The 20473-nt window shown below is 61.9% G+C and carries 18 protein-coding genes, 2 pseudogenes and 1 riboswitch; of the genes and pseudogenes, 5 read left to right on the top strand and 15 right to left on the bottom strand.

Annotated elements, in window-relative coordinates; all coding sequences use genetic code 11:
• Positions 1-1022, top strand: a 1022-nt coding sequence (locus ACS5Q1_RS37150) for an IS110 family RNA-guided transposase (protein ID WP_473102955.1), incomplete at its 5' end; no start/stop codon positions are given.
• A gap of 263 nt (positions 1023-1285) precedes the next feature.
• Here the strand turns inward: ACS5Q1_RS37150 and ACS5Q1_RS37145 are convergent.
• Positions 1286-1726, bottom strand: a pseudogene (locus tag ACS5Q1_RS37145) (IS6 family transposase); the annotation flags it as partial.
• 126 nt (positions 1727-1852) lie between these two features.
• Here ACS5Q1_RS37145 and ACS5Q1_RS37140 point away from each other — a divergent pair.
• Positions 1853-2293, top strand: a complete 441-nt coding sequence (locus tag ACS5Q1_RS37140; RefSeq protein WP_473102954.1) for an acetyltransferase — start codon at positions 1853-1855, stop codon at positions 2291-2293.
• A gap of 878 nt (positions 2294-3171) precedes the next feature.
• Here ACS5Q1_RS37140 and ACS5Q1_RS37135 read toward each other — a convergent pair.
• Positions 3172-4227 (bottom strand): IS110 family RNA-guided transposase, encoded by a 1056-nt coding sequence (locus tag ACS5Q1_RS37135; protein WP_473102953.1) that lies wholly within the window; start codon positions 4225-4227, stop codon positions 3172-3174.
• A gap of 383 nt (positions 4228-4610) precedes the next feature.
• Between ACS5Q1_RS37135 and ACS5Q1_RS37130 the strand changes: the two genes are divergently transcribed.
• On the top strand, positions 4611-4916 hold the full coding sequence (locus ACS5Q1_RS37130; protein ID WP_473102952.1) for a hypothetical protein: 306 nt from the start codon (positions 4611-4613) through the stop codon (positions 4914-4916).
• 289 nt (positions 4917-5205) lie between these two features.
• Positions 5206-5886: a hypothetical protein gene (locus tag ACS5Q1_RS37125; protein ID WP_473102951.1), complete on the top strand. Its 681-nt coding sequence runs from the start codon at positions 5206-5208 to the stop codon at positions 5884-5886.
• Between the two features lie 45 nt (positions 5887-5931).
• On the opposite strand, the gene ACS5Q1_RS37120 is transcribed toward ACS5Q1_RS37125, so the two are convergent.
• From ACS5Q1_RS37120 to metC, 12 genes and pseudogenes are all read right to left on the bottom strand, one after another.
• The gene (locus tag ACS5Q1_RS37120) at positions 5932-7587 is read right to left on the bottom strand and encodes an ATP-binding protein (protein WP_473102950.1); all 1656 of its coding nucleotides are present in this window, start codon (positions 7585-7587) and stop codon (positions 5932-5934) included.
• On the bottom strand, positions 7584-8408 hold the full coding sequence (locus ACS5Q1_RS37115) for an alpha/beta fold hydrolase (RefSeq protein ID WP_473102949.1): 825 nt from the start codon (positions 8406-8408) through the stop codon (positions 7584-7586). The genes ACS5Q1_RS37120 and ACS5Q1_RS37115 overlap by 4 nt, the downstream gene beginning before the upstream one ends.
• A gap of 479 nt (positions 8409-8887) precedes the next feature.
• Positions 8888-9841, bottom strand: coding sequence for a FecCD family ABC transporter permease (locus tag ACS5Q1_RS37110; RefSeq protein ID WP_473102958.1), 954 nt, complete (start codon positions 9839-9841; stop codon positions 8888-8890).
• A gap of 53 nt (positions 9842-9894) precedes the next feature.
• On the bottom strand, positions 9895-10845 hold the full coding sequence (locus ACS5Q1_RS37105) for an ABC transporter substrate-binding protein (RefSeq protein WP_473102957.1): 951 nt from the start codon (positions 10843-10845) through the stop codon (positions 9895-9897).
• A gap of 51 nt (positions 10846-10896) precedes the next feature.
• Entirely contained in the window at positions 10897-11214 is a 318-nt protein-coding gene (locus ACS5Q1_RS37100) for an ATP-binding cassette domain-containing protein (protein WP_473102956.1), read from the bottom strand.
• Between the two features lie 15 nt (positions 11215-11229).
• A pseudogene (locus tag ACS5Q1_RS37095) lies at positions 11230-11601 on the bottom strand (ATP-binding cassette domain-containing protein); the annotation flags it as partial.
• Positions 11602-11784: 183 nt separating this feature from the next.
• Positions 11785-11984, bottom strand: a riboswitch (cobalamin riboswitch).
• Between the two features lie 29 nt (positions 11985-12013).
• A complete protein-coding gene (locus ACS5Q1_RS37090) occupies positions 12014-13324 on the bottom strand; it encodes a hypothetical protein (RefSeq protein ID WP_473102948.1) in 1311 nt (436 codons plus the stop codon).
• Between the two features lie 258 nt (positions 13325-13582).
• Entirely contained in the window at positions 13583-14953 is a 1371-nt protein-coding gene (locus ACS5Q1_RS37085; protein WP_473102947.1) for a PepSY-associated TM helix domain-containing protein, read from the bottom strand.
• Positions 14954-15035: 82 nt separating this feature from the next.
• Positions 15036-15440, bottom strand: a complete 405-nt coding sequence (locus ACS5Q1_RS37080; RefSeq protein WP_473102946.1) for a DUF2946 family protein — start codon at positions 15438-15440, stop codon at positions 15036-15038.
• A gap of 58 nt (positions 15441-15498) precedes the next feature.
• The gene (locus ACS5Q1_RS37075) at positions 15499-16083 is read right to left on the bottom strand and encodes a helix-turn-helix transcriptional regulator (protein WP_473102945.1); all 585 of its coding nucleotides are present in this window, start codon (positions 16081-16083) and stop codon (positions 15499-15501) included.
• A gap of 94 nt (positions 16084-16177) precedes the next feature.
• Complete coding sequence (locus tag ACS5Q1_RS37070) at positions 16178-17209, bottom strand: amino acid ABC transporter substrate-binding protein (protein WP_473102944.1); 1032 nt, start codon at positions 17207-17209, stop codon at positions 16178-16180.
• A gap of 22 nt (positions 17210-17231) precedes the next feature.
• Positions 17232-18407, bottom strand: a complete 1176-nt coding sequence (metC, locus tag ACS5Q1_RS37065; RefSeq protein WP_473102943.1) for a cystathionine beta-lyase — start codon at positions 18405-18407, stop codon at positions 17232-17234.
• A gap of 128 nt (positions 18408-18535) precedes the next feature.
• Between metC and ACS5Q1_RS37060 the strand changes: the two genes are divergently transcribed.
• Positions 18536-19444 (top strand): LysR substrate-binding domain-containing protein, encoded by a 909-nt coding sequence (locus ACS5Q1_RS37060; RefSeq protein WP_473102942.1) that lies wholly within the window; start codon positions 18536-18538, stop codon positions 19442-19444.
• Positions 19445-19494: 50 nt separating this feature from the next.
• Here the strand turns inward: ACS5Q1_RS37060 and ACS5Q1_RS37055 are convergent, their stop codons facing one another.
• Positions 19495-20319, bottom strand: coding sequence for a cytochrome c oxidase assembly protein (locus tag ACS5Q1_RS37055; RefSeq protein WP_473102941.1), 825 nt, complete (start codon positions 20317-20319; stop codon positions 19495-19497).
• Positions 20320-20473 lie beyond the last annotated feature (154 nt).

The following is a 20473-nucleotide window of genomic DNA, read 5'->3' as shown; positions in this document are numbered from 1 at the left end:
TGGTGATTGCCAATCCCAACCTGGTGCGAGCGATCGCCTGGGCCAAAGTCAAGACCGACAAAATCGATGCTCGCGTGCTGGCCAAGCTCCATGCGAGCGGGTTTTTACCCGAAGTCTGGATGCCAGACGAGGAGACCGAGACGCGCCGCCGTATCACGGCAGAGCGCACCCAGTTGGTCTCGCAGATGACCCGGCTCAAGAACCGGATCCACTCGGTTCTGCATGCTCACCTGATCCCGCCTTATCAAGGGAGCTTGTTCTCAAAACGCGGGAGGGCCTGGCTGGAGGCCCTCCCGCTCGCCGAGGATCAGCGTCGGGTGATCCTGCGTCATGCCGGTGAGCTGGATCGGCTTGGCGCTGAACTTGCTGAACTGGATAAGAGCCTCGCCCAGAAAGCTCTCGACGATCCGCAGGTCAGGCGATTGATGACGATCACGGGGGTAAATGCAACTGTCGCGATGAGCGTCCTGGCTGCGATCGGCGACATCAAACGCTTCTCCTCGCCGCAAAAGCTGGTGAGCTACTTCGGGCTCAATCCTCAAGTCCGGCAGTCTGGTGACAGGCCCGCCTATCATGGCCGCATCAGCAAACAGGGGCGGGCTCACGCCCGTTCGATGCTGGTCGAGGCGGCCTGGGTGATCTCCGGTGTGCCTGGCCCAGTGCGGGCTTTCTTCATGCGCATCCGGAACAAGCGCGGCAAGTCAGTGGCGGCCGTGGCAACGGCCCGCAAGCTGGCGGTGATCGTCTGGCACATGCTGAGCAAAGAGGAGGACTACACCTGGAGCAGGCCCGCGCTGCTGCAGTGGAAATTGCGCTACCTGGAACTGGCAGCAGGCTATCCGTCTCGGCGTGGCGGAAAGCAGAAAGGGGCAGCCGCGGCCTACAGCCACAAGGCGGTGCGGGAGGCAGAACGAGAGATGATCGGCCAGGCCGAGGAAGCCTACCGGCGGTTTGTGGCCACCTGGAAACCGCGATCACCGAAAGGGTGCTCGGGTGCCGCCAATGAGGTGCGACGATCCTAAGCTGCGCGGCGGGATTGCAACCTCACGTCCTGCTCTTCGCTCCGGGGTCACCCGAGCCCGTCAACTATAGCAGAACCAGCCCTGCCGATCCACTCCTGGTAAGGCCGGGGCGTCTGCACTCTTGCCATTCAGGCAGCCCCAGGCGCCCATCGTCAGGCTCCAACACACTTCAATCAAACACTGAGCGGCTGAACACAAACGACCGCAGGGCAGCGGCGAAAGACAAAAGATCTGTCTGCCGTCGAAAATGGCTTGTCAAATACATCCGTGAGATAACGACTCTGCCGGATCCGGATCGGCTTCAGTTTGCGCCTTGATCGATCCTGGAGGCGGTCTGTCGTATCACAGGACAAGATGGCCTCTCTGTTGGTCTGACTACCATCAATCACGATCCTCTCGGGTCGGCCGTGTCGCTTGAGGGCCTTGTCCAAAAACCGCTTAGCGGCGGTCAAATTACGCTTCTCGCTGAACCAGAATTCGACCGTGTCGCCGTTGCTGTCGATGGCGCGATAGAGATACAGCCAACGCCCACGGACCTTGATGTACGTCTCGTCCATGTGCCACCTCCCGGTGACCGCTCTCTTGCGTTTATTGAACTGCTCGAGCAGTTCGGGTGAATAGCGCACGATCCATCTGTGAATGGTCGCGTGGTCAACCGAGATCCCGCGCCGGTCATTGTCCCGCAATACCTGGCGGAAGCCCAATGACCCAACCTTTTTCGTGCATGAACGGGGGCCGTGATAGAACGGACTGTTCCACACAGGCTTATCGGAAGTCGGGTATCATCAGGTAGATTGATCTCACCGGATTTTAACCCTAGAGCGCTACCCATGTTCACAATTCGCAAGTCCCGCTCAAGCGACATCGAGACCATGTTCGCCATCTGGCTCGATGCCGTCCGGACCACTCACACCTTCCTGAGTGAGGCTGATATTGAAGTCTATGCCGACATGGTCCGTAACGATTACTTGCCCCATCGAGAGTTCTGGGTTGCCGTAGATTCCTCGGACAGGCCTGTGGCTTTCATGGGAATGACAGGGGCCGTGATCGATGCCCTTTTTGTAGCTCCAGAGCAGCATGACAAAGGAGTCGGACGCCTACTTATTCAGCATGCCCGCGAAAGAGAGGGCGCTCTCACGGTCGATGTTAACGAGCAGAATGAGGGAGCGCGGGCATTTTACAGACGACTCGGCTTTCACGAGATTGGTCGATCCGAGTTCGATAGCAGCGGTCGTCCATTCCCCCTGATTCACATGAAGATGGCAGAATAGCCATTCCGCACACGTTCTCCCACGAAACTCGAAGTCAATCGGCCCTTTTGCGGATGAGGCAGACTGATGGGGTAGTTCGGCAAAGGCTGAGGCAAACTCGAAAATGATGCCCAGGCTGAACAAACACTTAGAAGGCCTGCGGCATCCTTTGGTAGCGTCTACAGTTGGTGATGTGGCCGTCCGCATAGGAGAGCCGCAATTCGGCAAAGTACTTACCCAAAGTCCGCATCCTCCCGCCTCACCCTCAGAGGCGGGCTTTCTCGCAAGGGATCGTCCGGCACTCTGCCTTAGTCCCCGCGAGTTGCGTCGAGAACATCACAACCGGCGAACGGCATGGCAGGAATCGGGGCCCTCCCCATGTCCGCTCTAGCGTTGAGGCTATGTGAAAACTTGAACCAAGCGGATCGCAGCGAACTATTTGTACAAGCTTATGCCCCTGTACCGAGGATTCCCCGGTCTATCGAGGCTTATGAGACATGAAGTTGCTCCAAGGAGTGGCTCATCAGAGTTTTCACACACCCTCGCGTTCGGAGCGGACCACACCGCAGTGTCTCAGATGTGCCAAGATGTATGGTCCGGCCGTGCGTTGCAAGATGATGGTGGCAGACTGACGAACGTGAGAGCTGCAGCAATGTATTAAACCTCAGGGTGGAGCCTGTGCTCCGGGCCAGCATGGGTATCCGCGCGCATCCAAGACTCGCTAGCCGAAAGACCTCAATGGGCCATCATGGCACCCAGTCTCATGGTTGCGCCGGGCAGACCGTTCGTCCATCTCATCCATCTCGCAGACCTCGGCGGGAAAACCGCTGTTACTGAACTGATCTCATTGTCTTCTCCTCAAGGGTAATGGTGTGCAGGAGGAGCCTGAAGCTCTTGTCTCATCCCACATGGGAGGCGCTCCGAGGCTGATAGCCATGTCCCCGCGCCAGCACCGCCCAAGCGATGCGCGCGAGCTTGTTGGCGAGCGCAATCACCAGCATGTTGCGATGCAGCCGTCGTTCCGCAGTCTCAATCCAGGGCCACAGCCCCAGTCTGGCCCCATGCGGCCGGCGGACCAGGACGATGTGAGCGGCCTGCACAAACAGCGTCCTCAGGTCCTTGTTGCCGCGTCTGGAGATCTTGCCCAGGATGGTGCGGTCGCCGGTCGATTCCTGCTTCGGCACCAGCCCGAGCCAGGCACCGAAATCCCGCCCCTGCTTGAAGCCTGCTCCTGTTCCAATGGCCGCCACCACGGCTGACGAGATGATGGGTCCCACGCCCGGCACGCTCATCAGGCGCTGACAATTCTCATCCTGCGCCGCCAGCGCCTCGATCTCAGCCGAGACGGCAGCAATGCGCTCGTCGAGCTGACGCCAGTCTTCAGCCAAATCGGCGATGAGGTGAACCATCCGCAGCGACAGAGCGTCAGAGGACGAACCCAGGATGCCTGGCAACGCCTGACGTAATGGCACGAGCCCTTGCCGCACGGTGATGCCGCGCTCGAGCAGGAAACCACGGATCTGGTTGGTCACGCCCGTGCGCTGGCTGACCAGACGCGAGCGCACCCGGTGCAAAGCAAGCAGATCCATCTGGTCTGGGGTCTTGATGGCCACGAAGGACATGGTGGGCCGCTGCACCGCCTCAGCAATGGCTTCGGCATCCCGGTAGTCGTTTTTGTGGCTCTTGAGAAACGGTTTGACGTATTGGGCCGGGATCAGGCGCACGTCGTGGCCGAGCGCCTGGAGTTGCCGGCCGATATGGTGAGCCCCGGCACAGGCTTCCATGCCGATCAGGCACGGCGGAATGTTGGCCAGGCGCTGCGGGAGCTGGGGACGGGAGAGTTTGATCCGCAGCACGATGGCGCCGCGCACATCCTGGCCGATGAGATGAAACGTGTTCTTGCCCAGATCGATGCCCAGGGTGGCGATCGCAGCAGAGAAAGAAGACCGTGACATGAGACGTGCTCCTTGCGTGGCTCAAAGCCCCACAGCTTACAAGCAAGCGGGGCAGGAGCACGGCCGGACCATCCCATTAGAGACATTTCGAGTTCTTCCCGAGCAGAGTTCTTCCCGAGCAGATGAGATAGCACGGTTGGCGGCATGGAGCGGGAGCACTGCCTGGCGGGCTGATCGGGCGATGCCTTATTCGGTCAGGTTTGAGAGCACCGTTCGGGCAAACGCTTCCGGGGCTTCGAGCACATAAATGGCACGACGTGACGCCTGAACCCGTTGGACAGAATGAGCGGTTGGCCAAGACGCTGGCCCGCCTACTGATTGAACGTGCTTAGGTGATCGAGTTACCAGTGGATGCACTGGTAACAACACGGAGGAACGAGGCTATGGCTGATCAACCGACCAATCTTGATGCGCATCGCGGAATGGCGGCTCAGAAAGCCACTGACCTCCGACGTCTCCGGGCAGAAGTCGAAGCCGATCAGGAAGCACTGCGTACCAGACAAGCCGCCCTCGAGGATCTGCTGACAGCCGCACCCGCCACCGATTGGCACGAGGCGGTTGAGAAGGCGCGCTATCTGCTTGGCCTCCTCGCACAGAGCTTGGATGCAAGCGATCTACGCCGCAGCAAGCTGATCGACCGCGTGCTGGCCGATTTCGACCATCTGTTCGGAAAGTCGACCCACGACTGACATGATCTCATCCACGAACTGCCTGACAAACGGAAGCTAGCCGTGGCCAGGAGCGAACAGCGCGGTAAACGCGACGCAAAGAAGCCGAAGAAGGCTCCACCGACCGCACTGTTGCGCCGTCTCGCATCGCCCTGTGAATGGTCGGGCTCGATGCATTGATTGGATAGAATCGCGAGCAAAAGGACGTGACGCGCGGGCCAACGGCATGGGTGAGTTTGTGTCCATTGATCGGCGTTCCCGACACGTGCATGGTCCCGCGAAATAGGCAGTGCTGTCCGAAGAGCGTTTCATGATTCCTTGGTTCTTACTCGACACGGCAAAAGTTCCGGGCGACCGGGACGACTTGCGCCTCAAGAGGCGTGGGGCCGAGTTCTCCATCATGCTGGGCAGCAATGAGCTGATGAACAGCCGCCTCAGTGGATCCGAGGAGGCGCTGGCCAGACTGTCTTGTCAAAGACTTCGGGGCCGCAAGCGACCACAGATCCTGATCGGTGGGTTGGGGATGGGCTTTACACTCCGCGCTGCGCTCGCTGAACTCGGCCCCGATGCTCAGGTCACTGTGGCTGAACTGGTACCCGCGGTCGTGGCCTGGGCCCGCGGTCCCATGGCCGAAGTCTTTGGCGATAGCCTTACCGATTCCCGCGTCAGCATCGTCGAAGGGGATGTCGGCAACCTGATAAGATCGAGCCGGTCCGCTTACGATGGGATCCTGTTGGATGTCGACAACGGGCCCGAAGGGCTGACACGCCGGGCCAATGACAGCCTCTACGACTTGTCGGGGCTTAGCTCCGCTCGGACAGCACTGACTCCTGGTGGCGTCCTTGCCGTGTGGTCATCGGCACCGAATAGAGCCTTTACCCAGCGCCTGCGCAAGGCGGGATTTGGTGTGGATGAGGTCAACGCTCGCGCCCACGGAACACGTGGGGGCGCAAGACACACGATCTGGATTGCGACCAAACAGGGTGGCTAACCTGCGTGGCAGGCGCAAAGCGAGAGCAACAATGCCATGTGTTCTTCACGATTTGGCCCATGTCCGCCTGCGCAGCTCGCGGGACGCCTTGCTAAGCACGCGTGACAGGGCCTCAACGGAATAAGGCTTCTGCAACAGCTCGAACCCGTGCCCTCCCTCAGCCAGAACGTGGCTGTATCCGCTCGTCAGCACCAGCGGCAGATCGGGATAGAGCCGTTGCACGTGGAGCGCCAACTCCACACCGTCCATGCCCGGCATCACCACGTCCGAGAACACAATATCATGGGCCCCCGGAGACGTCGCCAACTCGTCGAGCGCGGCTTGTGCACTCTCGACCCACTTCGTGCGGTAGCCCAACTCTTCCAGGGTCTGCGTCACGAAGGTGCCGACGTCCCGATTGTCCTCGACCACCAGCACGCAGGTGCCGTGCCCGTCTTCGGTGGTCTCCTCCTCTGGAGCGATCACTCCAGGAGCGGCTATGACCCGGGGCAGGTACAGTGTGAATGTGGTGCCCTGGCCAACCTCGCTCTCGACAATCACTTGTCCCCCTGACTGCTTGACGAACCCGAATACCTGGGACAATCCGAGGCCGGTGCCCTGGCCAACGCCCTTTGTGGTGAAAAATGGCTCAAAGATCTGTTCAAGCTGATCCGCCGGGATGCCTGAGCCCGTGTCGGCGATTGAGATCGCCACGTAAGGGGCCTTGACTGCCGCGTGCCTCCGGACGGCGGGCATTTTCTCGGCCGGCCACACGGTGATCGTGATCTGGCCCTCACCGTCCATCGCGTCACGCGCGTTGACCACGATGTTGATCAGCGCTGTGTCGAACTGACTAGGATCGGCGCTGATGAAGCACGGCTCATCGGGCAGGTAGGTGATGATCTGGATCCGTGCCCCGGTCAGCGTACGGACCATGTCGCTGAGCATCCGAACGGACTGCCCCGCATCGAACGTTTCCGGCTTGAGGGCTTGGCGCCGGGCAAAGGCGAGAAGCTGGCTCGTGAGCTTGGCGGCTCGGTCCACGGTATCGGAGATCGCGGCGACATAGCGGGCCCGCCGCTCCTCTGACAGGTTCGGTCGCTTGAGGAGATCGGTCGACGATTTGATCACCGTGAGCAGGTTGTTGAAGTCGTGTGCCACGCCCCCCGTGAGCTGGCCCACCGCCTCCATCTTCTGGGATTGGCGCATCGCCTCCTCGGCTTTCAGGCGCTCGGCGACTTCGTGCGCCACCCTCTCCTCCAGGCTCTCGTTCAGACGCTTGAGTTCCTCGGCGGCCTGCTCGGCCTTTTGACGCGCAAGAAGCAACTCCCGCTCGTATTGTCGTCGGTCGGTGGCATTGAAGAGGGTGATGCGGTTGACGACAGGCTTCCCACCCGCGTCCCGCTTTTGGACGGCATTGGCGAGAACCGGCAGGGAGCGTCCATCGGCGCAGATCAAATCAAACGCAATCTCGTTCACAAATCCCTGCATCCGCAGGAGCGGCGCGAAATGGGTGTCGTAGAAGATCCTGCCGCCAATGCTCAGAAGGTCCTGGAAGCACTTGTTGCCGACAAGGTCCTGCCGCTTCATACCAATCCAGGTGAGGCAGGTTTGGTTGGCTCTGATGATGGTGCCATCCGGCAGGGTCGAGAGGTAGCCGCAGGGGGCGCTCTCGTAAAGTTCCTCGGGAGTTTCGATGATTGCCTTTGGGTCTATGCTCACTCTGCTGCCGTCTTGTTGGGAACTGAACTGCGCAGAAAGGCCTCCATGGCGGCAATCGTCTCCTCAGGTGCACTCAGGTTCGGGCAGTGTCCCGTCGCTGTCATCAGGACGAACTCGCTGCTTGGAAGGTTCTGATGCACGTAGTGCCCAACCGCCTCGGGGGCAATCACGTCCTGCGAGCACTGGAGGATTAGAGCCTTTGTCTTCACTTGAGGCAGGTCCGCCCGGTTGTCCGAGAGAAAGGTCACGCGGGCGAAGTGCTTGGCAATCTCGGGATTCGTGCGGCAGAAGCTGTTGGCGAGCTCCTCGCCGAGTTCGGGACGCTCCGGGTTGCCCATGATCACCGGCGCCATGGTACTTGACCAGCCCAGATGATTGCTATCGAGCGAATCGAGCAGGCCCTCGATATCCTCCTGCTTGAACCCGCCGACATAATCGCCATCGTTGATGTAGCGGGGCGATGGCCCGATCATCACCAGACGGTCAAACCGTTCCGGCTCCTGGATGGCGGCCAGAACCCCGATCATGGCACTGACCGAGTGGCCGACGAAGATCACGTCCTTGAGGTTCAACTCGCGGCAGATCGCCAGGACGTCGTCCGCATAGCCTTGAAGGGAGCCGTATCGGACCTGGTCGAAGGCGGTCTCATCCGACTGGCCGTGGCCAACGTGGTCGAAGAGAACGATCCTGTAGCGGTCCTCGAAGGCCGGCGTGATGTAGCGCCACATGTTCTGGTCGCAGCCATAGCCGTGGGCGAAGAACATGGGCTGCTGACCCTTGCCGGCAATCTTAACATTGTTTCGCTGAAAAACGAGAGACATGGCGCTTGATGTAAATTGAGAGACCAACAGGCAAGAACGCTCACTGATGGGGGAGCGGGTTGCGAGCCGTGCAATTGGACTCCACTAAGTAGATACGCTGGCTCTTATTTCAACGCACAAGGATTCCACATCAGCCATTCCGCACTGAGCGAGTTTTCGTGTGCCGAGACCTAGTGTTCGCTGCTCAAGACAGTCAGCAAAGGTCCGGATCGGGTCAGGCAGTGAAATTCGCCGACCTTAAGGAAGGTCTGGTTACGTGAGGATTGCTGCCCTCCGGCTAACGTCTCAGGTGTGCCAGTTGCGGACCTTACCTCTATTCAGACCCTCTCACCTAAGAACTGGTCTAACGGGATCTCCCGCCACTTACGCAGGGTCTCAGTCTCGCGCCAGAACCAATTCATCTCGTTACAATGCTTTCCATTTCCGCAAAGCCCGTCCATCGAGAGGTTGCGGCAAACGAAGTGCCGACCCCTCAGCGATTATGGGCGACGTACAACCATCGTCAGGACAAACACGGCCCCGGCCGCGGCTGTGACAATACCGACGGGAAGCTCCTGAGGGGCAAGGATCAAACGACTGATAAGGTCGCCACCCAAGAGGAGAAGCGCTCCAAGGATCGCCGTTGTTATGATCATTGGCCTGTGTCGCACCCCTACAAGCGCCTTGGCCATATGAGGAACCATAAGCCCAACAAAGCCAATGACACCAGCAAGCGCAACAAAGGTCGCTGTCGCAATTGCTGAGAGGAAGAAGATCACGAGCCGCAATCGTGGCACATTGATCCCAAGCGACGATGCTGTCTCCTCTCCGGCGAGCAGTCCATCGAGCTTGCGATGGAACAGGATGCCCGTTCCGAGGGCAATGACGAGACCAAGGAGCGCAAGGAGAATATTGCTCCAGTTCGCTAAGCCGAGCCCTCCAAGCGACCAGAAAAAGACCGAGTGAGCGGCCCTCTGATCGCCCGCAAAGACGAGATAGCTCGTGATGGCTCCGAACAGAAAGGAAACGGCGAGGCCTGCAATGATGAGCTTTTCCGGACCTCGCTCGCGCTGGTTCGTGACCAGGGTGAGAACGGCCCCCGCCGACAGCATCGCTCCAGCAAACGCTGCAAGCGGCGTCGTCCACGCCCCGAGACGATCGCCGAAGTGCGATATCACGGCGACCGCGCCGGCGGCCGCCCCGGACGAGAGACCGAACAGGAATGGATCGGCCAGATCGTTTCGGGTCGTGGTTTGCAGGAGCGCGCCAACCACGGCCAGCCCCGCGCCGACGCAGGCCGCGAGGATGACCCGCGGCAGGCGGAGCTCCAGCACGATCCGCTGGACAGCCATCGGCACATCCGAGGCTGAATCGGGCGACAATGGTGCTGCCAGCGATTGCCAGACCTGTTCGAGCGGCAGCACCGTCGAACCGAAGGCGACGCCGAGCACCATCAGGGCGATGATGCCGGCGCCGCCCAGGCTCCAGATGAGGGCAAGGCGTATTCTCACTGCGACTTCGGCTCTTGCAGCGCCTTTGCGAGCTTCTCGATCGCCTCGATATTGGCCGGTCCCGGCGTCAGCTCGCCATAGCGGAGCGGCAGGAAGCGCTCGTTCCTGACGGCTGCCGTTTCCTTCATGGCTGGATGGTTCTTGAGAAAGTCCAACAGCTTGCGGTAGCCGGTATCATCTTGGTAGTCGAGGAGGATGAGGAACTCGGGATCCCTTGCTGCGACTGTTTCCCACGAGCTCGTGCCCCAGCTCATTTCCACATCATCGAGGACGTTGCGGCCTCCTGCGGCCTCGATGAGTGCGGTGGGCATGGCGAACTTGCCCGCCGTGAAGGGCTTATCCTCGCCCGAATCATAGACGAAGACCTTCAGGGGCTTGTTGTCCTTTGCCTTGCCTGCGGCATCGGCGACCCGCTGCTTCCAGCCTGCGACGAGGTGAGCTGCATCGTCCTCCTTTCCGAAGATGCGCCCGAGAGCAAGCACGTCCGTATAAAGGAGATCCAGTGACGCCCGTGGCCGGGACTTGTCAGCATGAGCGCAACTCTCGGTCAGGATGTAGGTTTTGATCTGGTGCTTGGCGAGCGTATCGGGCGTCACGTCTCCACCGGGCTTCATGCCATAATACCACCCGGCGAAGAAGAAATCGGGATTGGCTCCGACAACGTTCTCCAAAGACGGATTCTTGGGCGCAAGCTCCGGAATCGAGCCCTGCGCCGCCTTGAACTCGGGCCCGACCTTGTACCAGCCGGTGATGCCCGTCAGGCCGACGATGTTGGGCTGAAGGCCCAGGGCAAAGGCCATCTCCGACATGTTGAGATCATGGACGACGGCCCGCTTCGGCGCCGCCTCAAAGGTCAGGGTCCGGCCGCAGTTCTCGACCGTGACCGGGTAGGCTGCGGCTTGTTGAGAAAAGCTCAGAAGGACCAGGGTCGATAGGCCGAAGCCCATCGTCATCATGCGAGACAGCATTCTCTTTTCCTATGGTAAGTGTTTGGGCTTTCAGCACGGCTGCGGAACGTCGAACGCCAATGAGGTCCGTCCGGTAGCCGGATTGGTGATCGGGAAAGAAACCATGTCGAACACGTCGCGCACGATCGGCGACGCGAGCGCTCTGTCCGGCCGGTCATGCGCGATTAGGCGGCCGGCCTTGAGGATGGCCACCCGGTCCGCGAACGGGCTCACCAGCATGAGATCGTGCAGCACGGCGATGACGGTGATCCCCAGATCGCGCACGAGCGACAGAAGGTCCGCTCGCGCACGGGGATCGAGATGATTGGTGGGCTCGTCCAGAAGCAGGATCGAGGGCTCCTGCGCGATAGCGCGAGCCAGCGCGGCACGCTGACGCTCGCCTCCTGAAAGGGAGCCGATCGTCCTGGCCTCCAGACCGATCAAGCCAGTCTTCGCCATCGCGCTCGAGACGATATCCCGCTCCTGTTGGCTGGTTTGACGGCCGTAATGCGGAAGGCGTCCAAGCGCGACATACTCTCTGACGGTTAGCCTGGGGTCGGGCTGATCGATCTGGTTGACGACCGCGAGACAGCGCGCCCTCTCGAGCCTCGTCAACTTCTCCAAGGGCAGGCTATTTAGCCTGATACTGCCGCGGGCTGGTGTCACATACCCCGTCAGCAGGCGAAGGAATGTCGTCTTGCCTGCCCCGTTCGGGCCAATGACCGCCAGCCTCTCCCCCTGCGCGATGGACAGGGAAACACCGTCGAGCAGAGTGTAACCGTCCGCAGAACGGACGCTGACATCCTCGCAAGACAACGCCGCGACAGTGTTGGGCTCTTCAGCCATCCTTGGACTCCCTACGGTTGAGGAGTCGATGGACGCGTGCAGGAGAGATGGCTGTGCCATCCGCAAGCGACCGACCAGGACACCCCGCCTGTGGACGTTTTTTGCATGACGGCAGGTCTCCTGGCTCGCGGGTCGTCGCTGTCCACGGCCTTCCCAGCGCGAAAGCGCCAGTGGCTGGTTCGTGGGTGGCTCACCGCCTACAGTTGCGGGGGCAGCCGCGGCATAGGCGAATGGTCGCCGCACCGCGTTCCCTTTTGATCCTCACATGAGGAACCGTCCTGGCCAGGGTATGCGGTGCGGCCAAGCTTGGCAAGGCTTAAGGCTAGCCGCCGCCACCGTTGGCGAGGTTCGCCGGCATGCCCTCGATCGGAAGATCGAGCCCCTGCTGGAGGCTGCCCAGGCTGTACTCGCGGATCCGCTTGTTCACGGGATCGCTGATGAAGGCGTTCTCGCCGACGATCGCAAGGGACGGCGTCGGCGTCCTGGCACCGTACGCACAGTCGAAGGCCGGGACTGCATCGAATTGAGCAATCTGCTTCCAGGCCGGCGATGCGTCATAGATCCGCAGCTTGCCATCCGCCGTCAGGTTGGCCACGCGCTTGCCGTTGGACGAGACCTCGAACTGGCACACAGCCTGCCCATCCGGGACTTGGAAGATGTCCTGTGCCGTCAGGGCAGCGGCCTTGGGATCGATACGGATCAGGGCATCGTAAGGACCCTTGTTGCCATAGTTGGCAATCAGGTACTGACCGCCCTCCCGGGCCTTGATCGTCGACGAACGACGATTGTCCGGATAGGCCACGCGGCGGGCCTTCCATTGGCCGCGATCCTTCCCCAGAACGAGAATGCCTCCGGCCTGCACGTTATCCTCAGGTCCTTGCGCGCAACCGAAGACATGGACGTTGTTCAGGGCCGCGTGCCCATGGAACTCCTTGCATGATTTCTGCGGGTCAGACAGATCGTCGAAGGACGCCACGACTTTCCAATCCTCACCCTTGACGATCCGGAAACCGTTCGAGCGCGAGCTCGCTGTCTGGTCACCCTTGGCATAGGGCTCGTTATGGGTGGAGACGAGCCACTCGTCCGTGCCGAGCGCAAACGCGATGCCGTGCTGTGGGGCAGGACTCTTCCAGGTTCGCGTCGTCGGCTTTGCTTTGCCAAGGGTGTCGAGCTTGATGAAGGTCGCGCCTGGTTCGCTCGCGCGCTCCCACGGCCGGTGACCATCGAAGAACACGGCGATCCAACCGTTCTCGGAGACGACATGGGCGGGCTTGTCGCCACGCAGAGTATAGTCGAGCAGCTTGACCTCACCCTTTTCGACATCGGTGTGGTCACCGTGCGACTCATAAATCAGGCCCGTGTCGAGGAAGCGAACGGTGCCAGCATCGTCGCCTGTCTTGATGACGGTGTAGCGGCCCTCCTCCGTCGTGGCGAGCACGGGATTCGGCTTCGGCATCTCGAAGCCATGGGTCACCTCGCCGCTGTCGAGATCGAGGATGCTGACCTTTGGCTGCTCGTGATCGGCAAACACGAGGCGGCCGCGGGAGACCGCGTGATCGTGCGCGAATGCAGCCCCTGCGAGCACCGCAAGGGATGGTCCGATGGCCAGCGTCAGCTTCGTCATTCTGTTCATGCAACTGCCTCCTTGTCCGCAGCGGTGGAATGAAGCCCCGGAGCACGGCTCCCCGGATGGGCCTCCGCTTAGTATAGTATACTGTACGTACAAGCAGCGTATAATGTACGTCAAGAGACAGCACGAACTCTCATGTGGTGTAGGGGTATTTACTCTCAGGGCTGAAGTCAGTACCGAGACATGGACATCCCGGGCTCCCGACCCGCACCTCAGCGCTCAGGCGAAGAGCGGCCGCAGGCACCTGCGGCCGCTCTGAGGCTAGGCGGCTTGAGCGCGCTTGCCGGAGAGGAGCCAATCCAGAGCCAGCATCACCAGCAAGGAGGCACCCACGAGGGGGAACACAATGCCGCCGATCACGAGGATGACGATCAATCCCCGGAACACACGACGATCTGCCGGGGCCGGCGGCACACCGAGCGACCCCGAGGGCCTGCGCTTCCACCACATCACGGCGGCCGAAACGGCCAGCACCACGATCGCGACACAGACCGCCAGCAGGAAGAGCTGGTTCGCCAGGCCGAACTGCTGGCCCATGTGGACGTTGATGCCGAACTCCAGCCATTTACCGAGCGGACCATAGTCGGCATAGCTCATGTCGAGGAGCGGCTTGCCGGAGTACTGGTCGAGGTGGACGACCCGCTGTTGCTCGACGTCGTCGGGATAGACGGAAGCCGAGTAGACGCCCTTGGCCGACGTCGGGATCGCGACTGTGTAGCCTCGGTGCAGGCCCAGGCCGTCGACGATGCTAACGGCCTTGTCGAGCCCGATGGGCTCGGTACCGTGTGCGTGGCCTCCGGATTCCGGAACCTGTGCCTGCTCCAAGGACCAGGTGGTTGGGCTGACGTGGCCTAGGTGCTCGTCGGACATCGGCACCGCCACGCGCACGCCGGCCGGATAGCCGAAGTTGTGCCCGTTGGCCCACTCGTTGACCTTGCCGCCCCAGACGTTCGACCACGGCATGCCGGTGATCGCCAGGAACACGATGAAGAAGCCGACGAAGAGGCCGGTGACTGCATGGGTATCGCGCCAGAACACACGCTTGCCGGGCGTGCTCCGGATTGAGACGACGCCTCCCGTCTGGCGACGCGGCCACCAGAGATAGATGCCGGTTCCCACGAGGAGGATCGACCATCCCGCGGCGATCTCGATGAACGCCCTGGTGACAGTCCCGAAGTACTTCAGGCTGTGGAGATAGCGGATCGTCCACATGATGGTGCCGCGATCCGGCAGGGATCCCAAAACCTGACCGCCATAAGGATTGACGTAGACTGCCAGCCGCTCGCCGGATGCCGTGTTGACCGTTACCTCGGCGGAGGAAGTCGGCGTCGCTGGGTCGATGAACTTGACGGCCGTGCCGGGATAGGCTGCCAGGGTCGCGGCCACCACCGCCGAGGGTGCCACCTTGGTCGCGGCTTCTTGCACCTCGACCCGCTTGAGATCCGCGTGGACGAGGCCATCGATCTCATCCTTGAACAGATAGAGACCGCCCGTGATCGCGAGCGTGATGAGGAAGGGCAGCACCAGAAGGCCCGCGTAGAAGTGCCAGCGCCAGACAGCGCGATAGAGATTGGACGAGCTGCTCTGCGGGCGCGCGACATCGCGGCCCCAGCTCAGGGTTTGGTCGGACATAGATGTTGCTCAGGTCAGCGTCGAGGGACGCAGCACGAAACCTTGCCGCCCTCACAGAGCGGCGAGTGAAGGGAAACGTAGCTCAGGCCAGCCGAGGTGGGGCTCTCGCTTCCGCGACATGCAGCCGTTCGTAATACCTTGCGGGCAACAGCGGCCCGCCCTTGGCATCAACCTCGTGAAAGATTTCGAGGCGTTGGATGACGGGAGGCGTTCCGGGAAGAGCAGCGATCCGGGCAAAGGAAACCTGACACAGGACCGCGCAGAACGCGTGGTGATCGCCGTCCTCGGATGGTGCGGATGGATCGCCGTTCCTGCCGTGATCCGCAAAACTGGAACAGATGACGAAGCTCGGATCCTGGAGAGAGCCTGCCGCTGAACCCTGGGCTATGGCACCGGCCAGTCCCTGAATCGCCAGGAAATAAATCATCGCGGCGGCCAGTAGGCCACCGGACCAACGATCCTCCAGGAGCTTCCGTAAGCTCTTCATCCGGCGTTATGGCGCCCTCTTAAGACCCTGTTGGGCCAGTCTCCTAAACTAATGCCCATCAGTGATCAATTTCCCAAGCTGTCAATGAGGCGATTACCCCCCTACAGTCACCGACACGTTTTCCCGTGAGAAAAGCTGACGGACTGGCATGCGCCATCGCCCTTCTCCACGCTCCAGGGCTCGTTCCAACAGAACGGGAGAAGACGCGCGTGAAATAGCTCTGATCTCCGAAACCGCAGATGAGTGCAACGTCCGCCAGGGGCAATGCCGAGGACAAGAGAAGCCCCTCGGCCTCCTGCACGCGAACCTGCGTCAGGTACTGATGCGGGCTCATGCCTGTCGTGCGGCGGAAGGCCTTGGCGAAGTAACTCGGCGTGAGGCGGCATTCGTGTGCCACATCGGCTATGGTGAGGCGTGTGGCGAAACGTGAATGCATGATTTCCTTGGCGCGCCGCTCCTGCCATGGTGCGAGGCTGCCATTGGCAGGGATGGCCAGAGGATGTAGGCCGCTCAAACGCGTTATGGCGAGCGACAGTCGGTCCTCTGTCGAGACCTGAAGGATGATCTGACTGACCATCTCAAGTTGCTGTTTGAGACGGTGGCCGAACAGGTCGGAGGCGGATCCTGCTTGGACGGGTATCATACCAACGTGCTCCAGTAGGGACACTCCCACAGGCGCGAGATGAGAGCGTCGATGCGAACGGGTCTTGTCCAGATTACGTCTGACCGGCTGCTGGCTACCGCATGGGCGGTGCGTACATGATCCCGCCCTTTGACCAGAGACGGTTCAGCCCCCGGTCCAAGGCCAGCCGCGTCTTGGGGCCGAGGTTCCGGTCGAAGATCTCGCCGTAGTTGCCGACGCTCTTGATGATGTTGAACGCCCAGTCCTTGGAGAGTCCGAGCGCCGGGCCGAACTCGCCCTCCTCGCCCAGCAGGCGCCGCACGTCCGGGTTCGACGACCCACGCATGGCAGTGACATTGTCCTTCATGACGCCTGCCTCCTCGGCGTTGACGAGCGCGAACACGGTCCACCGCACGATGTCGAACCACTGGTCGTCACCCTGGCGCACCCATGGCCCCAGCGGTTCCTTCGAGATGACCTCCGGAAGGATAACGTAATCGTCGGGGTTGCCCAGCGTGAGCCGGCCGGCCGCAAGGGCCGAGATGTCAACGGTATAGGCATCGCAACGGCCTGCCTCGAATGCCTTCACCGTCTCGTTGACTTCCTGGAAGGTGACGGTCTGGACCTTCATGTCGTTGGCACGAAAGTAATCCGCGGCGTTCAATTCGTTCGTGGTGCCTTGCGAGATGCAGACGGACGCACCGCCCAACTGCTTTGCCGACGTGATACCGGCAGACTTTCGCACCATGAAGCCCTGGCCGTCATAGTAGTTGACCGCCGTGAAGTTCAGGCCGAGGGCCGCATCGCGTTGCAGCGTCCATGTCGTCGTGCGGGACAGGACATCAATCTCGCCCGCCTGAAGGGCGGTCAATCGATCCTTGCTCGACAGCGGAATGAACTCAGTCTTGTTCGGGTCACCAAGAACGGCCGCCGCGAGCGCGCGGCAGAAGTCGACGTCCAGGCCTGACCACACGCCCTTGGCGTCCGGGATCGAGAATCCGGCCACACCCTGACTGGCACCGCATCGCAGGACACCGCGCTCCTTCACCTTCTGAAGCGTCGTCGGTCCGCTCCCTTGCGCGTGGAGCGGCGCGGCAAGGACCACGGACATCATCGCGGTCGCGGCGGCAAGAAGTGACCTTTTCATGATTAACCCTCTGGATGCCGCGTTAGTCGTTGTTGGTCCCGCTGAGTGCGGCGAAGAAGCCAGCGAGATCCGTCATGATGTCGGCCTCGTCTTCCAGGCCGATCGAGAAGCGCAGGAGCGGTGCCTTGTCGTCCCAGCGCGTCGCGGTGCGCTGGCCGGACAGGTCGACGGGGGCGACGAGGCTGTTGGCCCCGCCCCAGCTCGCGCCGATCCTAAAGATCCGCAGCCGGCCCAGGGCCTGATCGATCCGGTTGGCGCACTCAGGCCGCAGGGACACGCTGAAGACGCCGGCGGCACCGGAGAAATCCCGCCGCCAGATCTCGTGCCCGGAAGCGGTCGGAAGACCAGGATGGAAGACCCGTGCGACAGCGCGCTGTTCGGCCATCCAGCGCGCGACCGACAAGCCGGCCGCTCCCTGATGGCGCAGCCGGACGGACAGGGTCTGCAATCCCCTGAGCGCCAGCGAGCAATCGTCGGGCGAGACGCCGATGCCGAACGACCGGACGAGGCAACGGATGCGGCCCAGAACGGCTTCGTCCCTCGCCGACACGCAGCCCAGCAGGAGATCCGAGTGGCCGCCCATGTGCTTCGAGACAGCCTCGACCGAGACATCGGCCCCGGCTGCGAGGGGGCGGAACAGGAGCGGAGTGGCCCAGGTGTTGTCGCAGGCAACGAGGATCCCACGGTCGCGGGCCGCCGCCACGATGGCCGGCACGTCCTGGACCTCGAAGGTGCCGGAGCCGGGCGACTCCACCCAGACCAGTCGCGTTTCTTTCGTGAAATGGTGGCTGATGTCGTGACCGATGGGCGGGTCGTAATAGGTGGTGCTCACACCGATGGTCTTGAGAAAGCCATCCGCCAGCGTGCGGACCGGACCGTAGACGGTATCGGGCAGGAGCAGGTGATCGCCCGGCTGCAACAGGCCCAGCAACGCCGCCATGGCCGCGGCCTGCCCCGAGGGCGTGAGGACCGTCCCGGAGGCACCGGCGAGGGCCGAGATCTGAGCCTCCAGCGTCCGCGACGTGGGCGTGCCGTAAAGCCCGTAGCTGTAGGATTGCGGGCCGTTCTTGTGCCTGTTGTGAAAGGCTCCGGCCGTCGGGAAGACGATGGTGGAAGCCCGCTCGACGGGAACCGTAAGGCTCTCGAAGCCCTTCCGGCTGACCGGTGGAACATGGACGCAGAGGGTAGCTTCGTTCATCGACGGGATCCTGGAGCTCTGACCATTTCGCCCAGGATAGGAACCCGCCTTCATCAGATCCAATGACAAGGATCGCGAAGTCTATGCTAAAACCTTATACCAATCGACACGGGTAAGGAGCATGGATCGTGCAGTTCAAGCAGGTAGAAGCCTTCCGCGCGGTCATGATCTGCGGCACGGCATCCCGAGCGGCGGAGCTGCTGGGAGTGACACAGCCGGCGATCAGCCGGCTGGTGGCCGAACTCGAACGAAGCACCGGCCTGCATCTCTTTGAGAGGATCAAGGGGCGTCTTGCCCCGACGCCCGAGGCTCAACTTCTGTTCCGGGATGTCGAGGCCTCCTTCAAGGGACTGGAGAGCCTGCGCGCCTCCGCCGCTCGCATCAGGGACTTCGGATCGGGCGACATCAGGATCGCCAGCTTGTCCGCCCTTGGCTCGACCCTGGTGCCGGCGGCCATCCGCCACTTCCTCAAGGCGCATCCGAGGGTGTCGGTGACCTTGCAGATCCATGCCTCCTCGACCGTGAGGGATCTCGTCGCGACCGGGGACGTCGACATCGGCTTGGCGGCGGACGAGATCGACGCCTCCGGCGTGGTCCATCAGGTCTTCGTCACGCCACGGATCCTGTGTGCCCTTCCGGCCGGCCACCGTCTCGCGGAGCGTGCTGTCATCAGGCCGGAGGATCTGCACGGCGAGGCGTTCATCGCCCTGGCGCCGGAGGACACGGTGCGCCGCGCCTTCACAGCCCTTCTCGGCGCGGCGGGCTCGCATCCGAGGATCGTCGTCGAGACACCTTACTCCTCGACGGTTGCCGCTTTGGTGGCCCAGGACATCGGCATCGGTCTGGTCAATCCATACTCGCTGGGCGACGTTGTCCAAAGCCGGATCGTCCTCAAGCCGTTCGAGCCGGCGCTGCATGCGCGCACCCTGCTTCTGCTGCCTCCGGACCGCCAGAAGTCGAACCTCGTCCGCGGCTTCGCCGAGGCGCTCGTCACGGCGCGCAACCGTTGGCGGTCGAGCCACGACATGGCTGCCTGACATCGGTGTCCGCGTTCGGACGAGGCGACGCGGCATTCCTCTCCCTGAGATCAGGGCGCTCGCGCTGCCGGACCGGTGCTCTCGTCCGTCGAAAGCGACCGAAGCCATGTCCCGAACGCCAGCACCCCGATCACGGTGAAGAGCGTTCCACCAAGGGTCCACATGATGACCCCGCCGAGCTGCTGATCCTCGAGGGGCGACAGGCCCCAGGGCCAGGTCGTGCCGAAGTGGGCCTCGAACAGCGGACGCGGCGCCAGGGTCAGCAGGGCGCTGAGAAGGCTCATCTGGACCGTGGTGCCGAAGCCGACCAGGAGCGCCGATGACAGGCCCCCGACGCGATGGAACAGGGCATGCCAGAGCAGCAGGGCCGAGCCAAGTGTCGTGATGTGCATGCTCCAGTAGATGACATCGCTCCGGAGCGTTGCGTCGTACGATCCCGGCAGGTGCCAGGTCCACAGCGCGACCGCGAAGCCTGCCGTTGCCACTATGGGAAGAACTCCGCCACGCACATGCGGTAGGCGGGACGAAACGTGCTTTGAGATCATCGGGAGCAACATTCGCTCCGGCTGCCCAAGAATGATCAACGGAGCCGCGATGAGCGTCAGGAGCATGTGCTGGACGACCCGGGCCGAGAACAACGCGACGCTGAGATTGCACAGGGGTGAGATGAGCGCCACCGCCAGGATGACCCAGCCGGCGTAAAAGCATGATCGCCGATGCCTGTCAGGTACGGTCGTCCTCTGGGTGCCAACTGCATACAAGACGGGGATGACGACCAGGACCGCGATGAGTACCGGATCCAAGTTCCAGGTCAGGTGTCCCGGACCCGGAATGGGAGGGATACCACAATAGGGAACGAATGAGTCCGCGTTCATGAATGCCCGATTCGACCGAGAGATGCACCGGCTGGCCAGCCCCCACGAGGTGGTCCGGTGTCAATGTTAGTGCATGATCGGTCGTGGCGCTACGGCTGGGGTGGCCGGCGGAGTTGGCCGGGGTTGCGCAGCCGGCCATAGCACTGTCTCGGGT

This window comes from Microvirga sp. GN3, from assembly GCF_055792825.1.
This window is presented reverse-complemented; position numbering and strand designations above follow the sequence as displayed.

Excerpts from the sequence above, each read along its gene's own strand:
- ACS5Q1_RS37140 (WP_473102954.1), top strand. The coding sequence starts at position 1,853 with ATGTTCACAATTCGCAAGTCCCGCTCAAGCGACATCGAGACCATGTTC.
- ACS5Q1_RS37135 (WP_473102953.1), bottom strand. The coding sequence starts at position 4,227 with ATGTCACGGTCTTCTTTCTCTGCTGCGATCGCCACCCTGGGCATCGAT.
- ACS5Q1_RS37130 (WP_473102952.1), top strand. The coding sequence starts at position 4,611 with ATGGCTGATCAACCGACCAATCTTGATGCGCATCGCGGAATGGCGGCT.
- ACS5Q1_RS37125 (WP_473102951.1), top strand. The coding sequence starts at position 5,206 with ATGATTCCTTGGTTCTTACTCGACACGGCAAAAGTTCCGGGCGACCGG.
- ACS5Q1_RS37115 (WP_473102949.1), bottom strand. The coding sequence starts at position 8,408 with ATGTCTCTCGTTTTTCAGCGAAACAATGTTAAGATTGCCGGCAAGGGT.
- ACS5Q1_RS37110 (WP_473102958.1), bottom strand. The coding sequence starts at position 9,841 with ATGGTGCTCGGCGTCGCCTTCGGTTCGACGGTGCTGCCGCTCGAACAG.
- ACS5Q1_RS37105 (WP_473102957.1), bottom strand. The coding sequence starts at position 10,845 with ATGGGCTTCGGCCTATCGACCCTGGTCCTTCTGAGCTTTTCTCAACAA.
- ACS5Q1_RS37090 (WP_473102948.1), bottom strand. The coding sequence starts at position 13,324 with ATGAACAGAATGACGAAGCTGACGCTGGCCATCGGACCATCCCTTGCG.
- ACS5Q1_RS37085 (WP_473102947.1), bottom strand. The coding sequence starts at position 14,953 with ATGTCCGACCAAACCCTGAGCTGGGGCCGCGATGTCGCGCGCCCGCAG.
- ACS5Q1_RS37080 (WP_473102946.1), bottom strand. The coding sequence starts at position 15,440 with ATGAAGAGCTTACGGAAGCTCCTGGAGGATCGTTGGTCCGGTGGCCTA.
- ACS5Q1_RS37075 (WP_473102945.1), bottom strand. The coding sequence starts at position 16,083 with ATGATACCCGTCCAAGCAGGATCCGCCTCCGACCTGTTCGGCCACCGT.
- ACS5Q1_RS37070 (WP_473102944.1), bottom strand. The coding sequence starts at position 17,209 with ATGAAAAGGTCACTTCTTGCCGCCGCGACCGCGATGATGTCCGTGGTC.
- metC (WP_473102943.1), bottom strand. The coding sequence starts at position 18,407 with ATGAACGAAGCTACCCTCTGCGTCCATGTTCCACCGGTCAGCCGGAAG.
- ACS5Q1_RS37055 (WP_473102941.1), bottom strand. The coding sequence starts at position 20,319 with ATGAACGCGGACTCATTCGTTCCCTATTGTGGTATCCCTCCCATTCCG.